This is a genomic window from Microbacterium sp. IO18 (genome assembly GCF_049099505.1).
In the GTDB taxonomy this organism is placed as follows: Bacteria; Actinomycetota; Actinomycetes; order Actinomycetales; family Microbacteriaceae; genus Microbacterium; species Microbacterium aurugineum.
The window spans coordinates 93,605-111,875 of the sequence record NZ_JBMJAF010000003.1 but is presented as its reverse complement, the minus strand read 5'-3'; the positions used below and the strand labels follow the sequence as shown (position 1 = coordinate 111,875).

General features: G+C 68.1%; 19 protein-coding genes and 1 tRNA gene. 7 read left to right on the top strand and 13 right to left on the bottom strand.

Annotated features, from left to right (window positions below; genetic code table 11):
* The 3 genes from ACLF6J_RS16965 to ACLF6J_RS16955 all read left to right on the top strand — a co-directional run bounded on the left by ACLF6J_RS16965 (position 1) and on the right by ACLF6J_RS16955 (position 2,949).
* Positions 1-1,449 (top strand): MFS transporter, encoded by a 1,449-nt coding sequence (locus ACLF6J_RS16965; protein WP_134352454.1) that lies wholly within the window; start codon positions 1-3, stop codon positions 1,447-1,449.
* Positions 1,446-1,856 carry a hypothetical protein gene (locus ACLF6J_RS16960; RefSeq protein WP_134352455.1) on the top strand — a complete coding sequence of 137 codons (411 nt, stop codon included), beginning with the start codon at positions 1,446-1,448 and terminating at the stop codon, positions 1,854-1,856. The genes ACLF6J_RS16965 and ACLF6J_RS16960 overlap by 4 nt, the downstream gene beginning before the upstream one ends.
* Before the next feature lie 61 nt (positions 1,857-1,917).
* Positions 1,918-2,949 carry an FUSC family protein gene (locus ACLF6J_RS16955; RefSeq protein ID WP_134352456.1) on the top strand — a complete coding sequence of 344 codons (1,032 nt, stop codon included), beginning with the start codon at positions 1,918-1,920 and terminating at the stop codon, positions 2,947-2,949.
* 6 nt (positions 2,950-2,955) lie between these two features.
* Here the strand turns inward: ACLF6J_RS16955 and ACLF6J_RS16950 are convergent, their stop codons facing one another.
* On the bottom strand, positions 2,956-3,432 hold the full coding sequence (locus ACLF6J_RS16950; protein ID WP_134352457.1) for a hypothetical protein: 477 nt from the start codon (positions 3,430-3,432) through the stop codon (positions 2,956-2,958).
* 1 nt (position 3,433) lies between these two features.
* Positions 3,434-4,039, bottom strand: coding sequence for a dCTP deaminase (gene dcd / locus ACLF6J_RS16945; RefSeq protein WP_047524231.1), 606 nt, complete (start codon positions 4,037-4,039; stop codon positions 3,434-3,436).
* Between the two features lie 101 nt (positions 4,040-4,140).
* Between dcd and ACLF6J_RS16940 the strand changes: the two genes are divergently transcribed.
* Positions 4,141-4,214, top strand: a tRNA-Gly gene (locus ACLF6J_RS16940).
* 43 nt (positions 4,215-4,257) lie between these two features.
* Here the strand turns inward: ACLF6J_RS16940 and ACLF6J_RS16935 are convergent.
* The 3 genes from ACLF6J_RS16935 to ACLF6J_RS16925 form a co-directional block, all read right to left on the bottom strand.
* On the bottom strand, positions 4,258-4,419 hold the full coding sequence (locus tag ACLF6J_RS16935) for a hypothetical protein (protein WP_153243117.1): 162 nt from the start codon (positions 4,417-4,419) through the stop codon (positions 4,258-4,260).
* 114 nt (positions 4,420-4,533) lie between these two features.
* Complete coding sequence (locus ACLF6J_RS16930; protein WP_227991843.1) at positions 4,534-4,809, bottom strand: hypothetical protein; 276 nt, start codon at positions 4,807-4,809, stop codon at positions 4,534-4,536.
* A gap of 135 nt (positions 4,810-4,944) precedes the next feature.
* Positions 4,945-5,898, bottom strand: coding sequence for an NAD-dependent epimerase/dehydratase family protein (locus ACLF6J_RS16925; RefSeq protein WP_134352467.1), 954 nt, complete (start codon positions 5,896-5,898; stop codon positions 4,945-4,947).
* Between the two features lie 81 nt (positions 5,899-5,979).
* Between ACLF6J_RS16925 and ACLF6J_RS16920 the strand changes: the two genes are divergently transcribed.
* Positions 5,980-6,612, top strand: coding sequence for a TetR/AcrR family transcriptional regulator (locus ACLF6J_RS16920; RefSeq protein ID WP_134352468.1), 633 nt, complete (start codon positions 5,980-5,982; stop codon positions 6,610-6,612).
* Positions 6,609-7,361, top strand: a complete 753-nt coding sequence (locus tag ACLF6J_RS16915) for a type 1 glutamine amidotransferase domain-containing protein (RefSeq protein WP_134352469.1) — start codon at positions 6,609-6,611, stop codon at positions 7,359-7,361. The genes ACLF6J_RS16920 and ACLF6J_RS16915 overlap by 4 nt, the downstream gene beginning before the upstream one ends.
* On the opposite strand, the gene ACLF6J_RS16910 is transcribed toward ACLF6J_RS16915, so the two are convergent.
* Genes ACLF6J_RS16910 through ACLF6J_RS16875 form a run of 8 tightly spaced genes read right to left on the bottom strand, consistent with a single transcriptional unit; the run spans position 7,327 to position 17,102 of the window.
* The gene (locus ACLF6J_RS16910) at positions 7,327-8,763 is read right to left on the bottom strand and encodes a rhamnulokinase (protein ID WP_134352470.1); all 1,437 of its coding nucleotides are present in this window, start codon (positions 8,761-8,763) and stop codon (positions 7,327-7,329) included. The two genes, ACLF6J_RS16915 and ACLF6J_RS16910, sit on opposite strands and share 35 nt — an antisense overlap.
* On the bottom strand, positions 8,760-10,796 hold the full coding sequence (locus ACLF6J_RS16905) for a bifunctional aldolase/short-chain dehydrogenase (RefSeq protein WP_134352471.1): 2,037 nt from the start codon (positions 10,794-10,796) through the stop codon (positions 8,760-8,762). The genes ACLF6J_RS16910 and ACLF6J_RS16905 overlap by 4 nt, the downstream gene beginning before the upstream one ends.
* 53 nt (positions 10,797-10,849) lie before the next feature.
* Entirely contained in the window at positions 10,850-12,016 is a 1,167-nt protein-coding gene (rhaI, locus tag ACLF6J_RS16900) for an L-rhamnose isomerase (RefSeq protein ID WP_134352472.1), read from the bottom strand.
* Positions 12,013-12,375: an L-rhamnose mutarotase gene (locus ACLF6J_RS16895; protein ID WP_134352473.1), complete on the bottom strand. Its 363-nt coding sequence runs from the start codon at positions 12,373-12,375 to the stop codon at positions 12,013-12,015. The genes rhaI and ACLF6J_RS16895 overlap by 4 nt, the downstream gene beginning before the upstream one ends.
* A gap of 57 nt (positions 12,376-12,432) precedes the next feature.
* Entirely contained in the window at positions 12,433-13,464 is a 1,032-nt protein-coding gene (rhaS, locus tag ACLF6J_RS16890) for a rhamnose ABC transporter substrate-binding protein (protein ID WP_047524225.1), read from the bottom strand.
* 43 nt (positions 13,465-13,507) lie between these two features.
* Positions 13,508-14,563, bottom strand: coding sequence for an ABC transporter permease (locus ACLF6J_RS16885; RefSeq protein WP_134352474.1), 1,056 nt, complete (start codon positions 14,561-14,563; stop codon positions 13,508-13,510).
* Positions 14,560-15,552, bottom strand: coding sequence for an ABC transporter permease (locus tag ACLF6J_RS16880; protein WP_047524259.1), 993 nt, complete (start codon positions 15,550-15,552; stop codon positions 14,560-14,562). The genes ACLF6J_RS16885 and ACLF6J_RS16880 overlap by 4 nt, the downstream gene beginning before the upstream one ends.
* 23 nt (positions 15,553-15,575) lie before the next feature.
* Complete coding sequence (locus ACLF6J_RS16875; RefSeq protein ID WP_421076926.1) at positions 15,576-17,102, bottom strand: sugar ABC transporter ATP-binding protein; 1,527 nt, start codon at positions 17,100-17,102, stop codon at positions 15,576-15,578.
* Positions 17,103-17,262: 160 nt separating this feature from the next.
* Here ACLF6J_RS16875 and ACLF6J_RS16870 point away from each other — a divergent pair, with 160 nt between their 5' ends.
* Positions 17,263-18,267: a LacI family DNA-binding transcriptional regulator gene (locus ACLF6J_RS16870; RefSeq protein WP_047524222.1), complete on the top strand. Its 1,005-nt coding sequence runs from the start codon at positions 17,263-17,265 to the stop codon at positions 18,265-18,267.
* Positions 18,268-18,271: the final 4 nt, after the last annotated feature.

Below are 18,271 nucleotides of genomic sequence, written 5' to 3'. Positions count from 1 at the left end.
ATGACTCAGACACCGCACCGCACGCACCCCGCCGGAAGCTGGCGCGAACTGCTCGGCAGCCGCTACGCGCCGATCGCCTCCGTGCTCGCGGGAGGCGTGCTCCTCGAGGCGAGCAACGTCTACCTCACGACGAGCCTGCTCCCCACGATCGTCGGGGACATCGGCGGCGCGGAGTTCTACGCCTGGACGATGACGACCTTCCTGCTGGCTTCCGTGGTCAGCTCGATGATGGTCAGCCGAATCCTCACGCAACGGGGTGCGGTGCAGGCCTACCTGTGGGCACTCGGCCTGTTCGGACTCGGCTCGCTGCTCTGCGCCGCGAGTCCGTGGATGTGGGCACTGCTCGGCGGTCGGGCCGTGCAGGGTCTCGGCGGCGGTCTGCTCGCCGGACTCGGCTATGCACTCATCCAGCGCACCCTCCCCGAGCGCCTCTGGGCACGGGCCGCCGCCCTCGTGTCGGCCATGTGGGGCGTCGGCAACATCGTCGGCCCGGTGGTGGGAGGCGTCTTCGCGCAGCTGGACGCCTGGCGCGTGACGTTCATCGGATTGGCCGTCGTCTCGGCACTGATCGGCATCGTCGTCGTGCGCGCCCTGCCGCAGACCACTCGGATGCGATCGAGCGAGTCCGTCCCGTGGACATCCCTCGTGCTCCTCACCGGTGGCGTCGCCGCCGTGGGTGTCGCGAGCATCGTCCCCGCCGGCTTCGGCACGGGAGTCGCCATCGTCGTCGGTGTCGTCCTCGGTGCCTGGTTCCTGCGTCACGAGCGGCGTGGGGGCAACGGCATCCTGCCGCGTGTCACGTTCGCCGCGGGGTCCTCACTCGGATGGGTGTACATCACCGTCGCCGTCCTGGCCTTCGCGATCGGCACCGAGGCGTTCATCCCGCTGTTCGGGCAGGAGATCGGCGGGCTGATGCCCTTCGTCGCCGGCCTGCTCGGTGCCGCGCTCTCGCTCGGGTGGTCGGTCACGCAGGTGTTCACGGCCAACGCCACCGGCGTCCGCTCCCGTCGCCTGCTCATCACCATCGGCCCGGTGACGGTCGCCGCCGGCCTCACCGGCTACGGACTCCTCCAGCACGAGGGCCCGTCCGCGCTCGTCATCGCGCTCTGGTTCGCCACTCTCTTCCTCGCCGGTGCCGGCATCGGCCTGGGATTCCCCCATCTGACCGTCGCCGCGCTCGGCAGCACGTCCGGCGAGGAGGAAGGTGCCAAGGCGGCCGCAGCCGTGAACACGGTCTTCATCATCGCGAGCGCGTTCAGTGCGGCGATGGCCGGAGTGCTCGTCAACCTCGCGATGCCCGACGTCGTCGACGCCGCCCGACTCCTGATGCTGGTCTTCGCCGGAGTCACCCTTCTCGGCGCGTTCGTCGCCAGAGGGGCGAGCTGGGGCATCGGCGAAGACACCAACACCAACACCAACACCAACACCAACGAAATGGAAACGCCATGATCCCCTTCGGACCCCAGCTCATCGGCCAGACGGAGAAGGCGCTGAGCGCGCTCCTGCAGACCGTCCTCACCCCTCACGACCTCAGCGAACGCGAGTGGGTCTCGCTGAGGCTCACCGCACAGTTCGACGGCGCCGGGGAGCTCGACGCCTTCCTGGCCGATCGTCTCCCCGCCACGGAGGTCGGACCGATCCTCACGGACCTGCGCCACCGTGGACTCCTCGCCGGCTCCGCGCTCACCCCGACAGGCGAGGCGCGGGTCGCCGAGATCGGCCGGGAGATCGCAGACCTGACGGGGCCCCTGTGGGCGGACCTCGACCCGCACGAGACCGACGCCGCGGCCGCGGTCCTGAACCGCGTCCTCGACAAGGCACGCCTCCTGCTCCTGCGGGGCGCCACGGCGGGCTGAGCCCTTCGGGACACCCGGAGCCGGAGTCGGAGCGGTTCGGCATCGGACGTAGGCTGGATCGGTGGCGGAATCCCGGGGAAGAGTATGGACCGGCGTCCTCCGCGTCGAACCGCACCGCGGTGATCACCGAGTGGCGCTCCGCGCGGCGATCAGCGTGGCGGCGCCGTTGCTCGTGCTGTGGATGCTGGGCCGCCTCGACCTGAGCATCTACGCGAGCTTCGGCGCCTTCGCCGCGCTGTACGGGCGCCATGACGTGTTCCGCGATCGCATCCGGATGCAGGCGAGCGCCGGGGGCATCATCCTCGCCTCGATGCTCGTCGGCACCGCCCTGTCGGCTCTCGCCGCCCCCGCCCCGGTCAGCATCCTCGTCGTCGCCGTCATCGCCTCCGCCGTCACCCTGCTCGCGTACACGATGCGGTGGCACCCGCCGGGGCCGCTGTTCCCGGTGTTCGCGGTCGGGGCGTGCGCGACCATCCCGGCCACCATCGCCTCGTTCGGCGATGTGCTGTTGGTCGGCGGACCGAGCGTCCTGTTCGGACTCGCGATCACCGCGCTCATCGGCGTCTTCACGCGCCGCACGGACGACGTGCCGCCGAAGACCCTGCAGCCCGTGGGCCCGATCGCCCGAGAGATGGCCCTGTCGGTCGGCGTCGCCATCATCGGGGCAGGCTTCGCCGGGCTGCTGATCATGGACTCGCACTGGTACTGGGCGGCCGTCGGCGCGGTCGCCGCCGTCAGCGGGCCGCAACTCAACGCCCGCGTGATCCGTGGTATCCAACGTCTGCTCGGGACGTTGCTCGGCGTGCTCGTCGCAGCCGGGATCCTCGTCTTCGACCTGCCGCCGCTCGCGGTCATCGCCCTCGTGGTGCTGCTGCAGGCCGCCGCCGAACTCTTCGTCGGACGCAACTACGGCATCGCGATGGTGTTCATCACCCCGCTCGCGCTGCTCATGGTGCACCTCGCCGCGCCGACGCCCGTCGACGTGCTCCTGCAGGATCGCGCGATCGAGACGATCATCGGTGTGACCGTCGGCACGCTCGTCGCCGTCGCTTCGGCCGCGCTGCGCCGGCGACCGCGGAAGACGCGGGTCTGAGCGCCCTCAGAGCCGCAGGGCGACGGCGAGCGACACCGCACTGTCGCTGCTCACCCAGGGGAAGCTCGCGGTGTTGAGCAGGAACACCACGAGGCCGATCGCGGCGATCAGGAGCACGAACAGGAAGACGAAGATCGCCACCGTGAGGCCACCGTAGCCGCCGGAGGTCGGAACCTCCGGCGCGACCGACGGCTGCGCCCAGTCGTCGGCGACGGCGGCGGGAGGCTCACCATCGAGGATCGCGGGAGTCGGGCGCGGGCGGTCGGAGCGACGGCGCGTCTCGGGCGGAGGCGGCGGGATCACCGCGTCCGCCGGTGGGATCGCTGCGGACGAGGGCGGGGCCAGCAGACCGTCCGGGATCGGGATCTCGGGCGGGGGCGGCGGGATCACCGCATCCGCGGGCGGAATCAGCGGCTCCTCGGGAACCCCGCCCTCCTCAGGCTCGATCGGTTCTTCCGGGGTGGTGCCGCTGATGTCGCTCATCTCAGCCTCCGACTGCTCCGACGTCGGTCACGCCGACGTCCGTTCGATGGAAGTTCTGGAACGACCGGGAGGCCGTCGGTCCGCGCTGCCCCTGGTAGCGGTTGCCGTAGGGGCCGGACCCGTAGGGGCTTTCGGCCGGTGAGGTCAGTCGGAAGAAGCAGAGCTGCCCGATCTTCATCCCCGGCCACAGCTTGATCGGCAGGGTCGCGACGTTCGCGAGCTCCAGCGTCACGTGACCGGTGAACCCCGGGTCGATGAACCCGGCCGTCGAGTGCGTGATGAGCCCGAGGCGCCCGAGCGAGGACTTGCCCTCGAGACGGGCGGCGATGTCATCCGGGAGGGTGACCTGCTCGAACGTCGCGCCGAGTGCGAACTCGCCGGGGTGCAGGATGAACGGCTCCTCGGGATCGACCTCGATCAGACGCGTGAGCTCCGGCTGATCGACCGACGGGTCGATGAACGGGTACTTGTGGTTGTCGAACAGCCGGAAGTAGCGGTCCAGGCGCACGTCGATGCTCGACGGCTGGATCATCCCCTCTTCGCGCGGCTCGAGGCCGACGCGGCCGGATGCGAGTTCTGCTCTGATGTCGCGATCGCTGAGAAGCACGGCACCAGCCTAGTTGCCAGGCCGCGACCGTGCCGCGTTGCTTTGGCCATCGGGCGGCGTGCAGGTAGGCTGGCCTTCACCTGCTCCTCGGATGCGGGTACGGGGCTGTAGTTCAATGGTAGAACTTCTGCTTCCCAAGCAGACAGCGCGGGTTCGATTCCCGTCAGCCCCTCCACTTGTGACTTCCAGAGCGACTCCGGACGTCGAACCCTCGACCGCTACGGCAGGTCAGCGAGATCGATGTCGTCGTCCTCGTCGCGCTCCTGATCTTCCTCATCCTCGGGAACGACTCGATCGTCGTCGGTCGAGGGGATGTCCGGGTCGATGCCTTCGGCCTCGACTTCGCGCTCCTCGTCCGGGTACATCTGCGGGTCTGACATCGCAGTCTCCAATCGCATCAGCGGTGACGCCAGTCTTGCTCTCGAACCCCGTCGCCGACTCCCCGTTGACACGCGACCTGGCGAGGCGCGACAATCCGCCTCGCCAGGCCGTGCTCAGGCGGTGGCGAGCGGCGGCCGGTGCGGGATCGCCACCGGCCTGCGGTCGCGCGCAGGGGCGTGGAAGCGCTGGACGTCTTCCAGCACGTCGGCCGCCGACATGTACGAGGTGGCGAGCGGAAGGTCTCGCAGCCACAGCACGTCCACCTCGACCGCATCCAACTGGTACACGCACGCGACGGTGCGCCGGGAATCATTCGACTCGTAGCGATGGTCGAGGATCAACCACTCGGTCTCGGTGATCTTGCGGAGCTCGAATCGGGGATCGGGCATCGTAAACATCGCAACACTCCAATCAATCAGCCAAAGGCGGTGACCGAGAGGAACGCACGACCCTGCGACCAGGGATCGGAACCCTGCCCGATGGGTCGACGGGCGCCCTTCAGCCCGCCGGAATTCACCCTTATTTTAGGATCCGCCGGGCTGCTCCTCAAGCGATGCGCCACGGAGAAGATCCACGCCGCGACGGTAGCTGGTGACCTCGAATTCGGGGAACCGCCGAGCGAACTTCGTGGAGTCGAATCTGTTGTCGTGCTCGTACCGCGGGAGCAGTTCTCTGATCTCCCGCGCCTGCGGGGACACGAGCCCGGCCGCCCCCAGCATCCACGTCGGAAGAACGGTGTAGGCGGGTGGGCGCGGCCGGTCGAACGCGTCGCTCACCAGGGAGACGAACTGTCGGTAGGTGGGACGGTCGGGATCGGTGGGCAGATGCCACGTCTGCTGGAACGCATCCTCGGTGGTGCCGAGTGCCGCGAGAGCACGGCTCGCGTCGGGCGTCCAGATCAGGGTGCGCTGGACGTCATCTCGCACAGGGACGAACGGGCGCTTGCCGATCCTGATCCGGTCGACGATGAGAGCGTTCGTGAAGCTCTGCGTTCTCCCCGGCCCGTAGAACTCCGGGGCGCGGGCGATCAGGACGGGGATGTCACCACGCGCCATCTCGTCGAGCACCATCGACGCCATCGCCGCCCGGACCCGACCCTTCGGTCCGACGGGCTCGAAGGGCGTGCTCTCGGTCTGCACCCGGTCATCCTGCGGATACATGTAGGTGTTGTCGAAGTACGCGAACCTGGCGCCGGCCGCACGGGTCGCGTCGAGGGCGTTCTTGAGCATCGTCGGGAACTGCCGCTCCCACAGTGCCGTGTCCGCGGGTAGACCGGCCGTGAAGTACACCACGTCGCTCCCCTGAACCGCGGCCCGCGTCTGAGCCGCATCGAGCAGGTCGGCGCTCATGAGGTCGTCGGTGTCGTTGACTCTGCGCGGGTTGCGGCTGACGAGCCTGAGCGGGGACGCGTGGTTTCGGGTCAGCTCTCGCGCGAGCTCGACGGCGATCTGGCCGTTCGCGCCCAGTATGGTCTGCATTCTTTCTTCTCGACTTCCGATCGCTGGATCCGTGCGGTATGTTTACACTGTTTACATCATCGTACGGAAGGATGGTGAACAGTGTCAACATCGGAGAAGACCTACCACCACGGTGATCTTCGCGCTGCTCTCATCGACGCGGCGATCCAGGTGCTCGAATCAGGCGAGCCGTTCTCTCTGCGCGCCGTCGCGCGTCGAGCAGGTGTGTCGCCGGCCGCCCCGTATCGGCACTTCGCCGATCGCGAGGCGCTGGACTCCGCCGTCGCCGTCGAAGGGTTCCGCGACTTGCGGGCAGACCTCGCCGCCGCACTCGACAGCGCCCCGGCGTCGTCGTCCGCGGCCGATGTCATCGCAGAGCTCGGCATCGCCTACGTGGCCTTCGCGATGCGTCGTCCCGCGGTCTTCCGACTGATGTTCGGGAACGAATGCGACGACGCGAACGCCGAACGGGTGACGGCGTCCGCGGAACTGCACACCGTCCTGAACGAGGCTGTCGAGCGGTTGTTCCCCGGGGCGGACGTCCCGAGTCTGTCGACGGCCCTGTGGAGCCTGGCTCACGGGTTGGCATTCCTGCACCTCGACGGAAAGCTCCGCCCGGAACCCGCCGACGCGGTGTCCGCACGCGTACACACCGTCGTCGGCGCGATCCTCACTGTCCCCCTCCGACCCGCATCTCTGCAGTTGGTCGACACCACCACGGGAGAGATCTCATGACCAGACGCATTCTTCACGTCGTCACCAACGTCGGCCACTACGACGACCCCTCGCACGCGACCGGCCTGTGGCTGTCGGAACTCACCCATGCGTGGGAGGTGTTCGAGAAGCGCGGCTTCGAGCAACGGATCGTCAGTCCGCAGGGCGGTGCCTCACCGCTGGAACCTCGTTCGCTGAGGTTCCCCAGCTACGACAAGACCGCCAGAGCCTGGCGCGACGACCCCGCACGCATGGCGCTCTTGGAGAACACCCTGCGCCCGGACCAGATCGACGCCGCGGACTACGACGCGATCTACTTCACCGGCGGTCATGCCGTGATGTACGACTTCCCCGAGAGTGAAGGACTGCAGCGGATCACCCGAGAGATCTGGGAACGCGGAGGAGTCGTGTCCTCGGTCTGCCACGGCTATTGCGGGTTGCTCAACACGCGACTCTCCGACGGCTCTCTCCTCGTCGCTGACCGGAAGGTCACCGGCTTCGCCTGGCAGGAGGAGGTTCTCGCCCGCGTGGACAAACTTGTCCCGTACAACGCGGAGGAAGAGATGAAGAAGCGCGGCGCCCACTACGAGAAGGGTCTCCTGCCGTTCGTCTCCCATGCCGTCGTCGACGGCCACCTCGTCACGGGACAGAACCCCGGATCGGCGAAGGAGACCGCCTCGAAGGTCGCGGCCCTGCTCCGAGACGAACCGACGACCGACCAGCCGGGCCCCGCGTCTAACGAATGTGCATCCGGCCCGGATCTGGCGTGACCGGGTCGAACCGGCGGACCGGATGGGTCGCGGCGACCAGCGCGCGCAGCTCTTCCAGCTCGATGTCCACGCCCTCCAGAGCCCGCCACTGCACGAGAACATTCCCGAGGGCGGTCGCCTCGACGGGGCCGGCCAGCACGGGAAGGCCGGCGCGGTCGGCCGTCGCCTGGCACAGGAGCGCGTTGAGTGATCCGCCCCCCACGAGATGGATCACGTCGACCTCTCGCCCCGACAGTGTGGACGCCGTCCGAACCGTCTCGGCGAACGCCGCGGCGATGCTCTCCACGATGCTGCGCGCGAACACTGCACGACTCGCGGGGACAGCCGCCCCCGCCTCCCGGATCAGCGCGGCGATGCGAGACGGCATGTCACCGGGCGCGCTGAGGGACGGGTCGTTCGCATCGAAGAGCGGCACCTGGTGCGAGACCGCGGACGCCCCCGCGAGCAGCTCTGACAGGTCTACCGAGGCACCGTCCTCCGCCTCCCAGGCGCGCACGCTCTCACTCAGCAGCCACAGGCCGGTGACGTTGTGCAGGAAGCGGTATCGCCCGTCGACGCCGCGCTCGTGAGTGAAATTCGCCTCGCGCGCGGCCTCCGTCAACACGGGCTCGGCCAGCTCCAGACCGACGAGGCCCCACGTGCCGCACGAGATGTAAGCGGCGGACGGCGAGCTCAGCGGGACCGCGACCACGGCAGAGGCGGTGTCGTGTGAGCCGACCGCGACCACGGGGAGGGTCCTGCCGATCCGCTCGGCGAGTTCGGGGCGGAGCGATCCGATCAGCGCGCCGGGGTCGAGAAGCGGAGGCAGGACGCGGGTCGGGATGCCGATGCGCGTTGCGAGGTCGACGTCCCACTCGCCGTCACCCACTCCGAGCAGCCCGGTCGTCGAGGCGTTCGTACGCTCGGCGGCGCGAACACCTGTGAGCAGGAACGCGATCAGGTCGGGGATGAGGAGCGCCGTGTCGGCATCCGCGACCCTCTCGTCGATCCGGTACTGGTAGAGCGTGTTGAAGGGCAGGAACTGCAGTCCGTTGCGTGTGTAGAGCTCGGGGAACGGGATACTCCCGTGCACCTCGCCGACGCCGCCCGCGGTGCGCTCATCGCGGTAGTGGAAGGGCTCAGCGAGAAGCTCCCCGCCCGCGATCAGACCGTAGTCCACGGCCCACGAGTCGATGCCGATGCTCTCGATCGCCGGCTCGCGTCGCACGGCCTCCGCCAACCCCTCGAGCACGTTCTCGTAAAGGGCGCCGAAATCCCAGTGCAGCCCGTCGGCGCGCTCGACGGGTCCGTGGGGGAACCGCGAGACGAGCTCGAGGTCGAGCCTGCCGTCGCCGACGCGCCCGATCATGACCCGGCCGCTGGTCGCACCGAGATCGACGGCCGCGACGGCGCGCACGCTCATCGCAGGAACGCCGCGGCGACGCCGGAGTCGACGGGGATGTGCAGCCCCGTGGTGCGACTGAGCTCCGGGCCGGTGAGCACGTAGACCGCGTCCGCGACGTTCTCGGGGACGACCTCGCGCTTGAGGATCGTGCGGTTCGCGTAGAACTGCCCGAGGTCCTCTTCGGCGACGCCGTAGGTCGCGGCGCGGTTCGCGCCCCACCCGGAGGCGAAGATGCCCGAGCCACGCACGACGCCGTCGGGGTTGATCCCGTTCACACGGATCCCGTATTCGCCGAGCTCGACCGCGAGCAGGCGGACCTGATGGGCTTGGTCGGCCTTCGTGGCGGAGTAGGCGATGTTGTTCGGGCCGGCGAAGACCGAGTTCTTCGACGAGATGTAGACGATGTCGCCACCGAGCTTCTGATCGATGAGCACGCGCGCGGCGGCCTTCGACACAAGGAAAGACCCCTTCGCCATGACATCGTGCTGCAGATCCCAGTCCTTCTCGGTCGTCTCCAGCAGAGGCTTCGAGAGCGACAGTCCGGCGTTGTTGACGATGAGGTCGACGCCGCCGAACGCGAGCACCGCATCGTTCAGCGCAGTCTGGATCGCATCGGCGTCGGCGACGTTCGCAGCGACGCCGATCGCGACATCGGTGCTCCCGAGCTCGGCCGCCGCAGCCTGGGCCTTGGCGAGGTCGAGGTCGGCGATGACGACACACGCACCTTCGGCCGCGAGGCGGGTGGCGATGGCCTTGCCGATCCCGGAGGCGGCGCCGGTGACGAAGGCGATGCGGCCCTGATGCGACTTCGGCTTCGGCATCCGCTGCAGCTTGGCCTCTTCCAGCGCCCAGTACTCGATACGGAACTTCTCAGCATCCGAGATCGGAGAGTAGGTCGACAGCGCCTCGGCACCGCGCATCACGTTGATCGCGTTCACGTAGAACTCACCGGCGACACGAGCGGTCTGCTTGTTCGCGCCGTACGAGAACATGCCCACACCGGGGACGAGCACGATGAGCGGATCGGCACCGCGGATCGCCGGAGAATCAGCCGTCGCGTGCGCGTCGTAATACGCCTGGTAGTCGGCGCGGTACTCCGCGTGAAGCTCGTGCAGACGGGCGATCTCCTCCTCGACGGACGCCGTGATCGGCAGGTCGAGGAGGAGCGGCTTGACCTTGGTGCGCAGGAAGTGATCGGGGCAGCTCGTGCCCAGCGCGGCGAGGGACGGCGCCTTCTCGGAGGCGAGGAACTCGAGCACCTCCGGGGCATCGGTGAAGTGGCCCACCATCGGACGGTCCGTCGAGGCGATCCCACGGATCGTCCCGGCGAGCGCGGCGGCGCGTTCACGACGCTCTCCCTCGGGCAGAGGCTCGAAACCGGAGCGGACACCGCCGAACGGATCGGCCTCGCCGTTCTCCGCGATGTACGAGGCGGCGGTGTCGATGATCCACAGCGAGTTCGCCTCGGCCTCGTCGGAGGTGTCGCCCCACGCCGTGATGCCGTGCCCGCCGAGGATGCATCCGATCGCCTGCGGGTTCGCCGCCTTGATCTCGGCGATGTCGAGGCCGAGCTGGAAGCCGGGGCGACGCCAGGGCACCCAGACGACCTTCTCCCCGAAGATCGTCCGGGTCAGCGCTTCACCGTCGGCGGCCGTCGCGATCGCGATGCCGGAGTCGGGGTGCAGATGGTCCACGTGCGCGGCGTCGACGAGGCCGTGCATGGCGGTGTCGATCGAGGGCGCAGCTCCGCCCTTGCCGTGCAGGCAGTAGTCGAACGCCGCCACCATCTCGTCTTCACGCTCGATGCCCGGGTACACGTCGACGAGCGCACGCATCCGGTCCAGGCGCAGCACCGCGAGGCCGTTCTCGGTGAGCGTGCCCAGGTCACCGCCCGAGCCCTTCACCCACAGCAGTTCGACGGGCTGCCCGGTCACGGGATCGATCCCGCTGCCCTTCGCGGAGGTGTTCCCGCCGGCATAGTTCGTGTTCTTCGGATCGGCGCCGAGGCGGTTGCTCCGCGCGAGGAGGTCGGAGGCGGTCGGATTCGTCATGTGAGTCGTTCCTTGGGAGAAGGGTCGAAGATCGAAGGGTCGAAGGCCGGAGCTCAGGCGCCCCAGCCGGCCTGGACGCCGCCCACACGGTCGGCCGCGATCTTCTGCGGGTACCCCGAGGCGAGGTAGGCGGCCATCGGGTCGGCGGCGAGCCCGCGGGACTCCCGCCACTCGGCCAGGGCAGGGCGCACGTCGGTGTAGAACGCATCCATGAACACGGCGTTCGCGGCCAGCACGTCGCCCGACTTCTGCGCGGCGGTCAACGCCTCCCCGTCGACGAGCAGCGCGCGTGCGGTCATCTCCTGCACATTGAGCACCGAGCGGATCTGACCGGGGATCTTGTCCTCGACGTTGTGGCACTGGTCGAGCATGAACGCCACGTCCGGGTTGTTCAGACCGCCGCCGCGCACGACCTCGAAGAGGATGCGGAAGAGCTGGAACGGGTCGGCCGCGCCCACGATCAGGTCGTCGTCGGCGTAGAAGCGCGAGTTGAAGTCGAACGACCCGAGCTTGCCGAGACGCAGCAGCTGCATCACGATGAACTCGATGTTCGTGCCGGGGGCGTGATGCCCGGTGTCGAGGCACACCATCGCCTTGTCGCCGAGGGCGCTCACCTGGGCGTACGACGTGCCCCAGTCCGGAACATCGGTGTGGTAGAACGCGGGCTCGAAGAACTTGTACTCCAGCACGAGCCGCTGGTCGTCTCCGAGACGGTCGTAGATCTTCTGCAGTGAGTCCTGCAGTCGGTCCTGGCGCCCGCGCAGGTCGGCCTGGCCGGGGTAGTTCGACCCCTCGGCGAGCCAGATCTTGAGGTCGCGGCTCCCGGTCGCGTCCATCACGTCGATGCAGGCCAGGTGGTGGTCGATCGCCTTCCGACGGATCGCGGCGTCCTCGTGCGTGAGGGCACCGAACTTGTAGTCGTCGTCCTGGAAGGTGTTCGAGTTGACGGTGCCGAGCGCCACACCCAGGTCCTCGGCATACGTGCGCAGGTCGGAGTACGAGTCGACCACGTCCCACGGGATGTGCAGCGCGACAGCGGGGGCGAGTGCCGTGTACTGGTTGACCTGCGCGGCATCGGCGATCTTCTCCCAGGGGTCACGCGGGGTGCCGGGGGTGCCGAAGACCTTGAACCGGGTACCGGAGTTGCCGAACGCCCAGCTGGGGAGCTCGATGCCCTGCTTCTCGAGGACGGCGAGGGTTTCAGGGGAGAGGATGCTCACGATGCACTGCTTTCGTTGTGGAGACCGGAGGTGGGGAGCTGGTCCTCGAGGTGGAACACCTCGGGAAGTGTGGGAGCGGCCTGGTCCGGCCTGCCGTCGAGACCGACGAAGAATCGGGCCATCTCGGCCTCCCACCGGGCGGCGATGGGCGACGCGGCGAGATACGCCTGAGCCGCGTCGTCGTCGTCGGTCTCGTAGTACCCGATGAGTTCACCGTCGGGCGCGAGGAAGAGCGAGTAGTTGCGGCGTCCGGCCGCCGCGATCTCGGCGAGCATTTCCGGCCACACGGGCGCATGACGCTCGCGATACTCCTCCAGAAGCTCGGGTCGCACCTGGAGCTTCACGCACACGCGCATCATCCCTGCCTTTCTGTGAACGCCCGGTCGACACCCTGCCGACCGGGCGTTCGATGATCATCAGAAGTCGAACTCACCGATGTTGTCGGCGTCGAACACGAACGGGTCGCCGAGCAGCACGACGCCGTCGTCTCCGACCGTGTACTCGCCGAGGTCGCCTGCGGTGAAGGTGTCACCCTTCTCACCCGTGATGTCGCCCTCGATGAGCGCCTGGGCCGCGAAGGCCGCAAGATAGCCGAGGTCTTCCGGGTTCCACAGCGCGAACGACGTGACAGTGCCGTCCTCGACGTACTCGCGCATCTGGTTCGGGGTGCCGAGACCGGTCAGCGAGACCTTGCCCTTGTAGTCCGAGGTGGACAGGTAGCGGGCCGCCGCGGCGATGCCGACCGTCGTGGGCGAGATGATCCCCTTCAAATCGGGGTGCGTCTGCAGCAGCGCCGCGGTCTTGTCGAACGACGTCTGGTCGTCGTCGTCACCATAGACGGTCTCGACGAGGGTGATGTCGGGGTAGTCGCTGGCGAGATAGTCCTCCATCAGGTCGATCCAGGCGTTCTGGTTCGTCGCGTTCGCCGAGGCGGAGAGGATCGCGATCTCTCCGGCACCGCCGATCTGCTCGGCGATCTGGTCGACCTGGACCTTCGCGATGCCCTCGGAGTCCGCCTGGTTGATGAAGACATCGCGGCATTCCGGGTTGGTGTCGGAGTCGAAGGTGACGACCTTCACGCCGGCGTCGCGTGCCTCGTTCAGCGCGTCGCAGATCGCCTTCGGGTCGTTCGCCGAGACGACGAGCGCTCCGACGCCCTGCTGGGTGGCCGTGTTGATGTAGCTGACCTGTGCGTCGGGGGTGGCCTCGGCCGGTCCGACCTCGGCGAAGGTGCCGCCGAACTCCTCGACGGCCGCCTTGCCACCCTTGCTCGATGTATCGAAGTAGGGGTTTCCGAGGTTCTTGGGCAGGAAGGTGATGGCGAGGTTGCCGTCGCCGCCGCTGTCGCCGCCGTCGTCACCGCCGGTGCTCGCGCATCCGGAGAGGGCGACCGCTGCGGCCACCGCGAGGGCGGCGACCGCGGTCACACGCTTGCGTGCAAACATCATTGTTCTGTTCCTTTCGTGAGGTGCCGCGAGTGCGGCGTCGGCGTCATGAAGCTGTGGAGGTGGCGCCGGTGGTCGAACGCCCTGGTCTGCGCCGGGCCTTCTGCAGCCAGGCGAGGAAGCTCGCGGCCACGACCGAGACGATCAGCAGGGCGCCGGTGATGATGTTGATCACATCGGAGGTCACGTTCATCAGACGCAGCGCACTGGCCAGCGAGCCGATGAGGAGCGCGGCGGCGACGACCCCGTAGATCTTGCCCCGCCCGCCGAACACCGACACACCGCCGAGGACGACCGCGGCGATCACCTGCAGCTCCAGACCGGTGGCGTTGTCACCGCGGGCGCTGCCGTAGCGGAGCGTGTAGAACACCCCGGCGAACGCGGCGACCAGTCCGGAGAGCGCGAAGAGGATGAACTTCGTCCGCTCCACGTGCACGCCGGAGAATCGAGCGGCATCCTTCGCCAGGCCGATCGCGTACACGCCACGTCCGAAAGGCGTGTAGTGCAGCAACAGGATGAACGCCACCAGCAGGATCAGGAACGGGATCATGACCACCGGAACCGTCGTGCCCGCGATCTTCGCCTTGGCGAGGTCGGTCCAGAATTCCGGGAACTCGGTGACCGCCGCCGTGCCGAGGATGCCGACCGCGAGGCCGCGGAACAGCGCGAGCGTTCCGATCGTGACGGCGAGCGACGGCAGCCCGACCACGGTCACGAGGAACCCGTTGAAGGCTCCGCCGACCAGACCCACGAGCAGCGCAGCGAGGGCCGCGACTTCGAAGGGGATCCCACCCTGGACCAACGCGCCGGTGACGACGCTGGAGAGGCCGACCATGCTGCCCACCGACAGGTCGATCTCGCCGGTGATCATCACGAGCGTCATCGGAAGGGCGATCAACAGGATCGGGGCGATGTCGAGGAGCAGGTAGGTGAGCGTGATCGGCTGACCGAAGCCGCGGACCGTGCTCGCGGAGACGATGACGACGAAGAGGAGCAGGGCGACGATCGCCATCTCCCTGGTGAGGAGGACACGACGCCAGAGCGGCTTGTCGAAGTCTCGGATGATCCGGGTGGTCGTGGTCGTCGTGGTCGCGGCGGTCATGACTGGTCCCTCGCTTCGATGAGCCGTCGTTTCTGCCGGACGGCGAGGACGCGGTCGAGCACGATCGCGCCGATGATCAGGAGGCCGACGACGGCGCGCTGCCAGAAGTCGGGGATGCCGAGGATGGGGAGAGCCCGGTTGATCGTGAGCAGGAGCACCGCACCGATCGCCGCGCCCCACACCGAGCCGATGCCGCCCGTGATCGCGACGCCACCGATCACGGCCGCCCCGACCGCATCGAGCTCCCACCCGGCTCCGGCCTGCGAGTTGATGGTGCCGTAGCGGGCGGCGTAGAACACTCCGGCGAGACCCGCGAGAGCACCGGACACGACGAAGGCGGTCAGCACGCGGCGCGTGACGCGGAGGCCGTACAACTCCGCTGCTGCCGGATCCGAGCCGATCGCGTAGTACTCGCGGCCACCGCGTGTGTTCTTCATGTACCAGGCGGCCGCGGCCAGGACGATGAGGGCCACGATCGTGAGGATCGGGATGCCGACGAGCTGCCCGGTGCCGAGCGCCAGGAAGTCCTTCGGCATGTCCGAGGCGTTCACCCGGTCACTTCCGGTCCACAGCACGTTGATGCCGCGGTAGGCGTAGAGCGTACCGAGGGTGATCACCATCGCCGGCACCTTGGCGAAGGCGACCAGGGCGCCGTTGATGAGTCCGAGGAGGGCGCCGAACACGACCGCGGCCACCACGACGATCACGATCGGAATGCCGGGGACGTCGATGAACAGGCGACCGGTGAGGTAGGCGGTGAGTCCCATGACCGAGCCGACCGAGAGGTCGACGTTGCGCGTGATGAGGACGATCGCCTGCCCGACCGCGACGAGCACGAGGATCGACGGCGTGAGCAGCAGGTCGCGCCACCCGTCAGGGCTGAACAGGAAGTTCGAGTTATTCGTCGTGGCCGCCACGATCACGAGCGCGAGGGCGAGGAGGATTCCGAACTCCCGCGCCCGGCCGAGCGCGGAGAGCCTCTTCGTCATCGAGGAGACGGGGATTGCGGTGGTCACGAGGAGAGCTCCGATGCGTGCGTCGCGGCGTACATGACGTTCTCGGAAGTGGCCTCCGAGCGGGCGATCTCTGCGGTGATGCGCCCCTCGCGCATGACGAGGACGCGGTCGGCCATTCCCAGTACCTCCGGAAGCTCGGACGAGATCATGAGGATTCCCATGCCCTGCCCTGCGAGCTCGGAGAGCAGCCGGTGCACCTCGGATTTGGTGCCGACGTCGATCCCACGGGTGGGTTCGTCGATGATGAGGACCTTCGGCTGCGTGGCGAGCCACTTCGCGAGGACGACCTTCTGCTGATTGCCGCCGGAGAGTGTGGCGGCGACGGTGTCGAGGGCGTGCGCTTTGACCTCAAGCCTGGTCGCCCACTCCCGGGCGGCACGGTTCTCCATTCCGGTGGTGAGGAACCCCAGCTTCGCGAGCTGGCGGCGGATCGAGAGGGTGATGTTGCCGCCGACGCCCGATTCGATCACGAGACCTTGCTTGCGGCGGTCTTCCGGCACGAGCGCGAGGCCGGCGCGCATGGCGTCGGTGGGACGACCACGCGGGATGGGCACGCCCTGCATCGTGACGGCGCCCTCGCGGTAGGGGTCGACCCCGAAGACGGCACGAGCCACCTCGCTGCGCCCCGCGCCGACCAGACCGGCCAGGCCCACGATCTCCCCTGCGCGCACGGTGAAGGAGATGTCGTGGAAGACACCGGGGCTGGTGAGGTTCTCGACCTCGAGCAGCGGGGCGCCGACGGTGGTCTCCTGCTTGGGAAACAACTCGGTCACCTCGCGGCCGACCATCTGGTGCACGATCTCCTCGACCGAGGTGTCGGCGATCGCGCTGGTGGCGATGTAGGCACCGTCGCGCATGACCGTGACGGTGTCGCAGAGCGCGAACACCTCGTCGAAGCGGTGCGAGATGAAGATGAGCGCGCGGCCCTCGTCGCGAAGACTGCGCGCGATCGTGAAGAGGCGCTCGACCTCGACACCGGACAGCGCGGCCGTGGGCTCATCCATGACGAGCAGACTCGCGTCGAGGGAGACGGCCTTGGCGATCTCGATGACCTGCTGGTCGGCGATCGACAGACCTTCTGCGTGACGATCGGGATCGATCGTCACGCCGAGTCGAGTGAAGAGGCGCTCGACCTCGTGCCGCATGGCCCTGCGGTCGATGCGCCCGAAGCGTCCCGTGGGCTGACGACCCATGAAGATGTTCTCGGTGACGGACAGGTCGGGGAAGAGCGTCGGCTCCTGGTAGATCACGGCGACGCCCGCGCTCTTGGACTGCGCGGTCGATGTGAAGTCCACGTCTTCGCCATGGAAACGGAAGATCCCGTCGTCGCGCTGGTAGAGCCCTGCGACGATCTTCACGAGGGTCGACTTGCCGGCACCGTTCTCGCCGACCAACGCGTGGATGGATCCGCCGACGACGGAGAGAGTCCCGGAACGGAGAGCGACCACCGCACCGAAGGACTTTCGGATGTCGCGGAGTTCGAGCGCCGGCGGAGAGCCGGGAGCCCCAGAGGGAATCGTCATTGATCGGACCTAAACTGCAGGATCATCCCTGCGGATTGAATCGTTTTAAAGGATGGCGCATCTGTAAGTTACGACCCTCGGTGACCTGCTGTCAAGTCATGGGATGGTCGATGGTACGTTTCAGGGACAGGTTTCGCGGTCCCGCGGGAAGGAAGACGCCGTGGTCGTCAGTGTTCGAGATGTCGCTCTCGCCGCATCCGTCTCCGTCGGGACCGTCTCGAATGTGCTGAACCATCCGGACAAGGTCTCCCCCGCCACGGTGGAACGCGTCACGGCCGCCATCGAGAAACTCGGCTTCGTGCGCAACGATGCGGCCCGGCAGCTCAGAGCAGGCCACAGCCGCTCGATCGGCCTCGTCGTGCTCGATGTGCGCAACCCCTTCTTCACCGACATCGCCCGGGGCGCGGAGGAACGCGCGGCCGAGGCCAGGATGACGGTCATGCTCGGCAACAGCGATGAGAAGGCCGAGCGCGAGCGCGCCTATATCGACCTGTTCGAGGAGCAGCGCATCGCCGGTCTCCTCATCTCCCCCCTCGCCGACGACCTCCCGCGTCTGCGCCGCCTGCGTGACCGAGGCACGACCGTGGTGCTCGTCGACCGCGAAGTCGCCGACGAGAGCTTCTCGTCGGTCTCCGTCGACGATGTCGGCGGCGGCTACCTCGCCGTGCAGCACCTCGCGGCCCAGGGGCGACGACGCATCGCCTTCGTCGGCGGGCCGATGGGCATCCGCCAGGTGGTCGACCGTCTCGAGGGAGCCAGCCGAGCGGCCAACGAGGCCGGAGTCTCGCTCGAAGTCATCCTGACCGATTCCCTGAGCGTGCTCGCCGGTCGTGCCGCGGGCGACGCCCTCAGTGCCCGTGCGCCGGAGGACCGTCCCGATGCCGTCTTCGCCGCGAATGACCTGCTCGCGATGGGCGTGCTGCAGGCGCTCATGATGCGGAGCAGCATCCGGGTCCCCGACGAGATCGCCCTGATCGGATACGACGACATCGACTTCGCCGCGGCGGCCGTCGTCCCGCTCTCATCGATCCGCCAGCCCGCCGAGCTGATCGGCTACACGGCCGTCGACCTGATGCTGCGCGAGGCAGGCGGGAAGTCCGATCCCGAGCGCGTGGTGTTCCAGCCGGAGCTCGTCGTGCGCGAGTCGACCGCGCGACCGGCCTGAGCGA